This is a genomic window from Borrelia hispanica CRI (assembly GCF_000500065.1).
Taxonomy (GTDB): domain Bacteria; phylum Spirochaetota; class Spirochaetia; order Borreliales; family Borreliaceae; genus Borrelia; species Borrelia hispanica.
Genome location: NZ_AYOU01000112.1, coordinates 1 through 7,750, shown reverse-complemented (window position 1 = coordinate 7,750; position 7,750 = coordinate 1). Strand labels below are relative to the sequence as shown.

Below are 7,750 nucleotides of genomic sequence, written 5' to 3'. Positions count from 1 at the left end.
AAAGACATAATGCCCAATTTTAGGAGTTGTATATGATGTATCAAGAGTTACTACTACTTCACCACGTCTTCTAATAGGAACAACTTCTCCTGGTAAGTACTTTTCTGTTTCATATGAAGGTATATAGGTCTTTTTCATAGCAAATCCACGAACAACATCAGTGTTTGTAGTACTAGATGTTGCTTTTTTTACCAAAATATCTCCCATATTAGAGGACTTACTAACTATTACTAAATCCCCAGGCAATATAGCCTCTGAATCAGCATCAACTATTGCAGACTCAGTTTCATGAATTCCACTCTTATGTTCAAATCCTGGTAAAAAACTTTTTTCTGAACCGGAAAAACTAAATTTATGCATGCGCAAACCCAACATTAGCAATTTTATCTTTATATCTCTGTGCCATGGTATTATTTACAATCTCTCCAACAGATCTACCACGTGCATTATTCATTTGCTTGTAAGCTGTAAGTTGTTGTACAAGGAAACTCATATTATCAATCTGTGCATCAAGATCTCCAGATTCATCTACTTGAACTTAATATCATATTTTCTTTTCATAGCATCTAAAAATGCCAACTTTGCATCCTTGATACTACTAACCTTTTCAAATTCTGGAGAAATATCATACTGCTTGGACGCATCCTGTAATTGTGACAAAATCTTAGAATCCCTGAATGCATTAAGTTCGGCCTTCTTTTCAGCTTGTTTCTTATCTCTCTCACCTTCTGCTAATCTCTTCTCAAAATCCTGAATTATCTCTGGTATTCTCTTAGAATCTGAGATCAACTTTTCATACTCTTCAAAAGAAATTGTTACACTTTCTCTATTACCAACATCAGAAGCAAAATTATTGGTAGTTGATAAAGAAATATCATCTAATTGTTCACTTTTCATATTTACCTCCTTTTTCCAAAGTCAAACAACTTACATAAATCAATTCTCACTAAACTTGCAAAAATTCGTTAAGTTCAAACTGAATTTTGTTCACAAGATCTAAATTACCCATCTCATTAGCCTTTTCTAAAATATCTGCATATAAAGACAGAGTACGCGCATGTTTCTCTTCAATATCAGCTTGTTCTTTTTGACTAATCGGCTTCACAGCCTTAAATTGCCAATTAGATTCAAGTCTAAATTTCTTCAGAACTGCATTGATAAAAGGCGCCATCATTAACTTACATATTTGCTCAATATTCAGATAGAATATGTCATAATTTCCAACACTTCCCTCCCCAGACGGAGATGTGGGATATAGTACTTCTTTAGGAATTCCAGAATAGAGCGTCACATCAGACACAATAATCTCAAATGCATCTCTTATAGGACTTACAGAACGTGTAATATTTGCAATATCATCTTCTTTACCAAGTATCATCATTTTATGATTACTATCCAAAACCCCTTCTACATTTTTCTTAAGTTCAGAAAGATCATGTGCCGTCATATCTTTGATTGATGGCAAAGTTGCGGATTTTAGAAAAGTAAAATTGTTAACCTTCAAAAAACCAACCGTCTCATCAAGCAAAGAATTCATCATGCGACTACTCTTCTCTAAAGCCGAAAAATTCAAAAATGACGACTTCATTTTGATAACACGAGTCGGATGTATATGATCAACAGAAAAATCATCTGCATCACAAACCTCACCAAAATTGAAACAACGAGATTCAAAACCATCCTTCAATGGTGTGCGGGGATCTTCAGAATCAGGAACTACTATGTAAAAAGCACTTTCCCCCGAAATAATTGAGGTGTAGACCATCTTTTTGATCACGCTTCTAAAATTGTTATCAAAAAGCACATCAAGCCCATCTCCTTTTTTGTGCTCAATGTCTCTAGATGCTGCAAATCCTGCATATATTTCTGCTACTTGATGAGAAAGTCTTGACGAATCTCTATTCAAACAACTGCTGCTTGTCGGATAAAATATTGAATTTGAAGCAGCACTCTTATCAAAATTCCTTTTAAAAAAATTAAACTTAAACAATCAAACCTCCGTAGCCCAATTACGTAAAAATGGACACAGCATTCAAAAATGCTGGTATATACTGTAAATCTCTTTGCATAACAATATTTGTAGCTATACCACTCTCACTAGAAAAAGACTCATCATAATAATATTCAGTGTCATGAAACTCTAAAATTACGTCTTCGGTCTCTTCTTTTTTTACAACATTCAAATTATTGGGGATAAGATAATCTGAGAGAACATACAGACTACGATTTCTAGCCATCAAAGAACCTCTACCAAAACGAGACAAAACATATCTTAGCTCTTGTCTAGTATGTGGTAAAACAAAAGTTCCCCTAAAACGCGCAAATTCAAGCTGATAATCTTCGCTTGAAAGTAATACTTTACTACTAGCATTAGTTACAACTGTTAGTGGCAGATAACCAAGTCTTCCAACAAGAATTTCTATCAAGCAAACTCTATTTCCTTTTATGTGCACTCCAGTGTAAAAACTGCCTTGTACTCTAGATATCAAACTTTCATCGCACACTTTAAACTGTTTTATAAATCTAGCAGTTCCAAATTCAAATTCTTCACCTAAAACTTCAATTCTAAACCCAATATCATTGCCATGATACGCAAGTTTTTGTTTCTCTAACCAAGAATTAACATCGCCTCCATTCAAAAATGGATTGTCTCTATAAGTACTTTTGATCACACACACTGAAGGATTATCTTCATTTGCAATATAACGTTTGTAAAGCCAATGAGAACGCGGAACTGGATTGCTCGACATATAGATTCTACCACCTCTTTCTCTCATTGTCGGAATAAGTTTTTCAATATCAGATTCTGTAAACTGATTAGCTTCTTCTAACCAAAGATCTTTGAAGTGAGCATATGATTTTAAGTCTGTTGTATCATGACCACCTTCAAATACAAATGCACGCTTACGTCCATATATCAACTTTTTTGTCTCTATCTTAGCTTTGCTTATAGTAAATTCACGACGTAATTTGTACCTGTCAAGCAATTCTAAAATCTCTTTATGAATGGATTGGGTAGTTTTGTTTTTCTTCTTTCGAACTGCTAAAGTATCACCACCATCCTTAGCGAACTTTCTCTCAAGATTAACAGTAGCAATATCGTAAGTTTTACCAGTTCCCCGACTTGAATAGTATATGAAAATCTCAGCTTCGGGTTTATTTTTATACGCATTGTAATAAACTGGAAGTCGCTTAAGTTTCACCATTTACTATCCTGCTTCGTTATTATTCTTCTTAATAACACGCCCAATCTCACCCTCAGTATATGCACAACTATCAATAACAGAACCCTCCAAATTACTCAAAGACAACTTTTCTTTATTGATAATGTCCAAAACCAAATCTTCAAATTCATTCATATCAAGCGAAGCAAAAAACACTCTAAATGCATGAAGACTTGTTGCTAAAACATTGCTATTGGAAAACTCAACCATCTTAGATACAAAGACTTTTACTAATGCTTCACGAGAAGAAGCCATCTCACCTAATGGTTGAAAATGACTTTCAACAGCTTCTTTCAAGAATTTTTTACAATCAAATTCTTCGCTCAACCTCAAAACTCCTTCTACATTGATTCACAGATCATAACGAAAAAACGACAAATAAGCTAAATTTTTAGGTCTAGTCTCATTATCACCATACTCTCGTGTACGACTTGGAAACTTATAACGCGAAATATAATCACCTATATCTATGTCAAATACAAAATCATAAGGGCCATCTTTCCAGTACCAACTAGAATCACGTCTAGCTACACTAAAGGTTCTCACTAACCATTGATCAAATCTATCATAATAGGAAACTTTGCTTCGATAATTTGTGCCATGCCTATGCCTATATAACGAATCACTTTGAGTATCACCTAAACTTCTTGAATTTGAAGCATCATATTGCCTTAGAAATTTACCTGAAAGACTTGGTGCAGAAGTTATACCTAAAACTCTAGTTGCATAACAATTTGATGGCAAACTTCTACCATCTGGCAGACAAAATCTATTGGTATTAGAAAATGCTTCAATGAGTTTAGCCCTATTCAACTTTGAACCCTCAACCGGAAATTTAGCCGTCAAAGTGCCAACAGGAACCTTTTCAATGAAAAAATCTATCGTATGCTCTAAAACAGCATCCAAATTATCATCTAAAATAGATGATATATCCTTATTCATTGGATAATAACGTCGATTTGCAATACTACTACCATCACAAATTCCAAACACATCTTTGTCTTTCAACACAATAGGTTCACCAACAGATCCTGTATAACCTTTAGAATCAAGATAACTTCCAATCCCAAATTGTATGCGGGTAGATTTGTCTGAAAGTCGAGACTTTATATCTTCATAATCTTTATGACTAATACTACTCATGAAACTTACCAATCATACCTGTAAAAAGACAAATAGGCTAAATTTACAGGCCTAGTTTCACTATCCCCATAGTATTCCGTATAATCTGGAAATTTATATTTCGAAATATAATCGCCAAATTCCATATTATATACAAACCTATAATCACCAGTAGACCAATCTCCAGAACGCTTAAGTTTCCAAAAACTTTTAATAAGATAACCATCAAAACTAATACTACTGTTATCTATAGAATGATCATGTTTTCGAAAAGAATCACTTTGAGTATCACCAATACTCCGAACATAATCATAAGATCCATGAGGATCATAGTGCCTCAGAAATCTACCCGACAGACTTGGTGCAGAATATATTCCAAATTTCTCTCGTACAAAGCATCCTTCAGGCAGACTGCGACCATCTGGCAAACAAAATTTCTTTGTTGCTTCAAAAGCTTCAATCAACTTAGAACGGGTCAAATGTGAACCTTCTCGTGCAAATTCAGCCGTCAAAAAGCCTGGATAAGTATTCTCTAAACATCGCTCAACCAAATCCTGTATATAAGAATCCAAAGTATCATCTAAAACTGGCGGAAGTCCCTTATTGATCGGATAATACTTTCGATTCTCACTACTCTTACCATCACAAATTGCAAACAAACCCTTATCTTCTACTACAATAGGCTCACCAAGTTTACCAACATAAGTCTTTGCTTGTTCCATATTTCCAACTCCAAATTGGATTTTTACATTATCAGCTTGTAATCGTTTTTTGATATCTTCAAAATCATCATCACTAATAGCCATTAAGCAGCCTCCTCTTTGTCCTTAACATTCTCTTGGTAAGTACTCAAATCAACAATTCTAGATTCAACATCAGACTTCTTTGTCAAAGAAATACCAAGCTCATTCTTTACAAAAAAATCTTTTACTAACAAATCAACAAAAGAACTACCCTTTAATCCCACTTTATTTTCTATGAAGTTATTTTCAGAAAGTCTCGCATTTACAATATCACTAATATTGAATGCAATACCCTTATTATTGCTAAATTCAACACCATTAACCTTGATGCTTGAAAATTGCTTTAGATGTAAACCATTTTCATTAGCCTTGACAACACCACCCCTAATGATGACATTCAATCCACTTGCAACCGATGCCTTCTTATTAGAATCAATCTCAACCCCAATAAGTGTCATATTACTAACATCATCAATAACAAAGCCTTGATTTGTATCCTTGAAAATAACATTTTCAAAAAGAATTTTTTGAACACCGTTGGCTTTTAATGCCAAAGCCCGGTTGTTGCGAAATATAATATTCTTTAAATACATAAAGCTAGAATCAACTGCATAAATAGAAGTTCTCTCTTTTTCTCTTACCTTGTAACTTGAACACAATCTCAAAGTAGAAACACCAATAAACTCTTTGTCTTCTAAATACGAATCCAACTGTTCACTATCATTAAGTGAACCTCCCTTGATCCAAAATTCACTAATAGGTTGATGAAATATAGTCATGTCTGACAACTTACAAGAACGGTTTGCTACAAGTACATCTTTTACAAAACCACTAGTTCTTACAACAACTCCATAATCTCCTTTAAGTTGTAAATTAGATATATCCAATGATCCATACAAGTAAAAATCACCTGGAAGTAGTCTTATTTTGCTTGTTGAAGAACGTTTTGCAAATTCAAAAGCCTCCTGAATCGTAACTTCATCTTTAAAGCCTGTTGCAACAAAATGAGGTTTTTGAAAATTATCATCCACGACAAACTCATGATTAAAAGGCGCGACTACAACTTCACTAACAGCTTCTAAATGAGATTGAGCACCTATATGCTGAGAAGTGGTCAAATAATCATAATGCGTATAATCTCCCCATGTAAGACCCTCATACTCATACAATCTTATATTCATATCAAATCCGGTAATTTTCTTTGAAAGAATCAAGAAAAAATGTTCGAATCCTGAATCTTCAAACTTTAGACGTACAAAATCTGTAAGATGCAATTCTTGAATTGATCTGAAATTAACTATTGTGTGCCCTTTGACCCGTAAATTAGTTAGAAATTCAAAAAGTCTGACGGCTGAACCAGAATCAAAAATAAAGCGGGTAGAATATTCGAATCGTTTGCTGTAAAAATCATCAGCATTATCAGTTTGCAGTGTATTACGAGCAGTAGTATAGAAAACATCACCATATATATCAACATAGTAAATATAACGAGAACCTTGACTTGAAGATGTATTTTTGAACCAAATGCGCGCTTTTGTTGGATAATACTCCTCGTGAACAAGCTTAATATCAGAATCGGCACTAAATCGTGTTTCAAGATTATGCGTCGAAACTATAGCTAAATGCTCATTTAGAGCATAATGGTTATGCCATACTTCTTTTCTCGTAAAATCCCATGTATAAGCAGTATCAAACCATTTAGGATCATACTCTTGATACACAACACTACCTATTTTGTCTGCAAAATCAGGATATACTACTCCTTTTTGCAAAACTGAAACATAATAACTACCCCCATAATTTTGAAAAGGGGCAGAATACAGTGGTCGCTTTTGTGAAATAGACTCTTCTTTAGTTTGAAATTTACCTTCTCTCCAAATAACCCTATTAGAATCATAACTACTAGAACTACTTTTGGACAAAACATAACTATTCGCATCTATAGAACAATAAGCTACATCCTTCTTGATAACTTCACTTTTCCAAATAGGTAAAATTTGCAGTTTGCCATCACCTGTAAATGTATATGCATATCCAAACTCATAAAGCAAAGCTGAAAGAATTGTCTGTATATCCTCACCCTCATCAATAATTACAGCGGGAACTCGATTCAAGATACTCTCAGAGCCATCATCATCAATTGCATCATTAAGCTTAGTTTTGCCCAAAATTAGATGTACTAGGGATTGTTCTTTGATCAAAGGATTATACACATACAGCCAATCAGGATTGAAATTAATCGGAAATTGAATGGGTTTTTCAAAAACAATATTGAGAAGCTTAGAATAATCGTTCACTACAAAGTTAATAGTTTGAGTTGAGTTCAAAACTTCGCGATTGAAAAATTTTTCTAAAATCCCCTTGAATAACGGTTTGTTACCATCCTTAACCTGCACATATACATCTTCTTTTCTGAAAAATAGAAAATCTAAAAATTCATCTGAAAGTCCACCTGCATCAAATCTAAAACTACTTGACGCGGTCTTTAATGTGGGATCTACAATCTTAAGTTCTAAAGAAATACTTGATATATTTGCATAAGGCGTAAGATCAAAAAACTGACCTTCGTCCGTAAAAAAAATAATACTCAAATTACAATAATTTTCTTCTTCACTTGTTACATTAGTTACATCATCAGAATCAGAATCATTAGAATCAGAA

Annotated in this window: 9 protein-coding genes; all 9 read right to left on the bottom strand. The window is 33.8% G+C overall.

Annotated elements, in window-relative coordinates; translation table 11 throughout:
* On the bottom strand, positions 1-375 hold a 375-nt coding region (locus U880_RS0103320), incomplete at its 3' end, for a structural cement protein Gp24 (RefSeq protein WP_235047994.1).
* On the bottom strand, positions 353-493 hold the full coding sequence (locus U880_RS11775) for a hypothetical protein (protein WP_235047964.1): 141 nt from the start codon (positions 491-493) through the stop codon (positions 353-355). The genes U880_RS0103320 and U880_RS11775, both read right to left, overlap by 23 nt.
* 35 nt (positions 494-528) lie before the next feature.
* Entirely contained in the window at positions 529-897 is a 369-nt protein-coding gene (locus U880_RS10050) for a hypothetical protein (protein ID WP_235047965.1), read from the bottom strand.
* A 49-nt stretch (positions 898-946) separates the two neighbouring features.
* The gene (locus U880_RS0103310; RefSeq protein ID WP_024654381.1) at positions 947-1,990 is read right to left on the bottom strand and encodes an anti-CBASS protein Acb1 family protein; all 1,044 of its coding nucleotides are present in this window, start codon (positions 1,988-1,990) and stop codon (positions 947-949) included.
* 19 nt (positions 1,991-2,009) lie between these two features.
* Complete coding sequence (locus U880_RS0103305; protein WP_038359122.1) at positions 2,010-3,206, bottom strand: PBSX family phage terminase large subunit; 1,197 nt, start codon at positions 3,204-3,206, stop codon at positions 2,010-2,012.
* A gap of 3 nt (positions 3,207-3,209) precedes the next feature.
* Complete coding sequence (locus U880_RS0103300) at positions 3,210-3,551, bottom strand: hypothetical protein (protein WP_235048000.1); 342 nt, start codon at positions 3,549-3,551, stop codon at positions 3,210-3,212.
* A gap of 24 nt (positions 3,552-3,575) precedes the next feature.
* The gene (locus U880_RS0103295) at positions 3,576-4,367 is read right to left on the bottom strand and encodes a hypothetical protein (protein WP_038359119.1); all 792 of its coding nucleotides are present in this window, start codon (positions 4,365-4,367) and stop codon (positions 3,576-3,578) included.
* 5 nt (positions 4,368-4,372) lie between these two features.
* Positions 4,373-5,152, bottom strand: coding sequence for a hypothetical protein (locus tag U880_RS0103290; protein ID WP_024654744.1), 780 nt, complete (start codon positions 5,150-5,152; stop codon positions 4,373-4,375).
* Positions 5,152-7,750 (bottom strand): right-handed parallel beta-helix repeat-containing protein (locus tag U880_RS0103285; protein ID WP_024654648.1); only part of this gene is annotated, 2,599 nt, incomplete at its 5' end. The genes U880_RS0103290 and U880_RS0103285, both read right to left, overlap by 1 nt.